The sequence below is a fragment of the Cellulosimicrobium composti genome (assembly GCF_010287905.1).
Lineage (GTDB): Bacteria > Actinomycetota > Actinomycetes > Actinomycetales > Cellulomonadaceae > Cellulosimicrobium > Cellulosimicrobium composti.
This window is the reverse complement of record NZ_JAAFAN010000130.1, coordinates 1-3,105: the sequence shown is the minus strand read 5'-3', so window position 1 is coordinate 3,105 and position 3,105 is coordinate 1. Positions and strand designations below refer to the sequence as shown.

At 72.7% G+C, this 3,105-nt stretch carries 1 protein-coding gene; it reads right to left on the bottom strand.

What is annotated here, in order from left to right; genetic code table 11:
* Nucleotides 1–138: 138 nt before the first annotated feature.
* Nucleotides 139–3,105, bottom strand: a 2,967-nt coding sequence (locus GYH36_RS18955) for a molybdopterin-dependent oxidoreductase (protein ID WP_162290682.1), incomplete at its 5' end; no start/stop codon positions are given.

Sequence of the window (3,105 nt, the reverse complement as noted above, 5' to 3'; positions counted from 1 at the left end):
TGCTTGCACGTCACCGAGCACGTGTGACACCCGATGCACTTGTCCAGGTTCATCACCATCGACATCTGCGCCATCACGCGCACGACGCCACCCCCTTTCGGCCGGTCGGCCCGCGGCCGCCTGCTGCCCCTGACCCGGTCACGAGTACCGCACCTCCTGGCTCCGGCGCCGGATGACGGTCATCTCGTCGCGCTGGTTCCCCGTGGGCCCGAGGTAGTTGAACGCGTACGACAGCTGCGCGTACCCGCCCGCGAGATGCGTCGGCTTGAGCAGGATGCGCGTGAGCGAGTTGTGGATGCCGCCGCGCAGGCCCGACGTCTCGGCGAGCGGGACGTCGATCGTGCGGTCCGTCGCGTGGAACATGTAGACCGTGCCCTCGGGCATGCGGTGGCTGACGATCGCGCGCGCCACCACGACGCCGTTGCGGTTGTACGCCTCGATCCACTCGTTGTCCGCGACGCCGATCTTCGCCGCGTCGGCCGGGCTCATCCAGATGCCCGGCCCGCCGCGCGAGAGCGACAGCATGAACAGGTTGTCCTGGTACTCGGAGTGGATCGACCACTTGTTGTGCGGCGTCAGGTACCGCACGGCGACCTCGGCGTGGCCGCTCGCCCCCGGGTAGCCCGACGGCGACGTGTCGCCCACGACCGGCGAGTCGCCGAAGAGCCGGTGCATGTCGAGCGGCGGGCGGAAGACCGGCAGGTGCTCGCCGAGCTCGATCATCCAGTCGTGGTCGAGGTAGAAGTGCTGCCGACCCGTGAGCGTGTGCCACGGCTTGAGCCGCTCCACGTTGACGACGAACGCCGAGTACCGGCGCCCCCCGTGCTCGGAGCCCGACCACTCGGGCGAGGTGATGACCGGCGTCGGGCGCGACTGCACGTCCGGGAACGTGACCCGCTTGCCCTGCTCGTCGAGCGCGAGGTCCGCGAGCCGCGTGCCCGTGCGCTGCTCCACGTGCTCGAACCCCTGGACGGCGAGCCGGCCGTTCGTCGTCCCCGAGAGGGCGAGGATCATCTCGCACGCGTGCGTGTCGCGGTCGAGGCGCGGGCGGCCCGCAGCGGGGCCGTCCGGCACGAGGCCGTTGCGTCGGCCGAGGTCCGCGACCTCCGGCGCGGGCGAGAACTGCACGCCCTTCGTCACCATGCCGGCCTTCTCCGTGAGCGGGCCGAGCGCGGCCATGCGCGCCGCGAACGCCGGGTAGTCGCGCTCGACGACCACGAGCTTCGGCATCGTCACGCCCGGCACGAGGTCCCGCTCGGTGACCGGCTGCCCCGCGTCGGTGAGCGCGCCGTGCGGCACCGCCATCTCGTCCGGGGTGTCGTGCGCGAGCGGGGCCGCGACAAGGTCTTCCCGCACCCCGAGGTGCGTCACCGCGAGCTCGGACACCTTGCCCGCGAGCGTGTGGAAGATGTCGAAGTCGGTGCGCGTCTGCCACGGCGGGTCGATCGCCGGGTTGAACGAGTGCACGAACGGGTGCATGTCCGTCGAGGACAGGTCGTGCTTCTCGTACCAGGTCGCGGCGGGGAGCACCACGTCCGAGAACAGCGTCGTCGACGTCATCCGGAAGTCGAGCGTGACGAGCAGGTCGAGCTTCCCCCGGGGCGCCTCGTCCCGCCACGTCATCGACCGCGGGCGCCGCTCGGGACCGGACTCCGCGGCGTTGACCGCCGCGTCCGTCCCCAGCAGGTGCCTCAGGAAGTACTCGTTCCCCTTGCCCGACGAGCCCAGGATGTTCGCGCGCCACACCGTGACGACGCGCGGGAAGTTCACCGGGTCGTCGGGGTCCTCGCACGCGAACCGGAGGGTCCCGGCCTTCAGCTCGTCGACGACGTGCTGCGCCGGCTCCTTGCCCGCCGCGCGCGCCTCGTCCACGAGGTCGAGCGGGTTGCGGTCGAACGTCGGGTAGCTCGGCATCCAGCCACGCTGCGCCGACTCCACGAGCGTGTCCGCCGTCGTGCGGCCCGAGAACTGGCCCTGCGCGAGCGGCGACGCGAGCGCGTCCGCGGGCAGGCCGTCGTAGCGCCACTGGTCCGTCGCCAGGTACCAGAACGCGGTGCCGATCATCTGGCGTGGCGGTCGTGACCAGTCGAGACCGCCCGCGTACTGGGCCCACCCCGTCACGGGGCGGCACTTCTCCTGGCCCACGTAGTGCGCCCAGCCGCCGCCGTTCACGCCCTGGCAGCCGGTGAGCGTCGTCAGCGCGAGCATCGCCCGGTAGATCGTGTCCGAGTGGAACCAGTGGTTGGTCCCGGCGCCCATGATGATCATCGAGCGCCCGCCCGAGTCGAGCGCGTTCTGCGCGAACTCGCGCCCGATCCGCTCGGCCGCCGCGGCCGGGACGCCTGTGAACCGCTCCTGCCACGCCGGCGTCGCGGGCGTCGCGTCGTCGTCGTAGCCCGCGGGCCACTCGCCGGGCAGGGCGAGCTCCGGGCGGTTCACGCCGTACTGCGCGAGCAGCAGGTCCAGCACCGTCGTCACGAGCCGCCCGCCGAGCCGCCGGGCGGGGACACCGCGCACGACGACGCCCGCGCCACCCAGGTGCGCACCTGCGTCGTCGCCCGGCGCCGGGTCGAGGTCGAACCGCGGGAGCGCGACGGCGACCGTCTCGTACGCCCCGGTGCCCGTCCCGTCCCCGGTCTGCGCGGCCGTCGGGTTCCGGAAGAAGACGCCGTGCGGGTCGGCGACGGACAGGAGGGGGTCGATGTCGCCGAGGTCGAGGTTCCACCGCCCGGCGTCGGCCTCGCCGTAGCGGTGGCCGAGGCTGCCGTGCGGGACGCGCGGCGTGCCGTCCGCGTCGAGCACGACGGTCTTGAAACGCGCGTTCGCCGAGCCCGCGTCGTCGTCGCCGGGGCGGCCGACGCCGTCGGGCAGGTCCGCCGCGGTGAGGAACTTCCCAGGCACGTACGCCGCGCCCGACCCCGAACCGTCGTCGTGCTCGTCGAGGACGACGAGGTGCGGGAGGTCGGTGAAACGCGCCGCGTACTCCGCGAACTGCGGGGTGCGGCGCTGCGCGTAGTGCTCGGTGAGAATGACGTGGCCCATGGCCTGGGCGAGGGCGCCGTCGGTGCCGGGGTGGGGGGCGAGCCATTCGTCGGCGAACTTGGT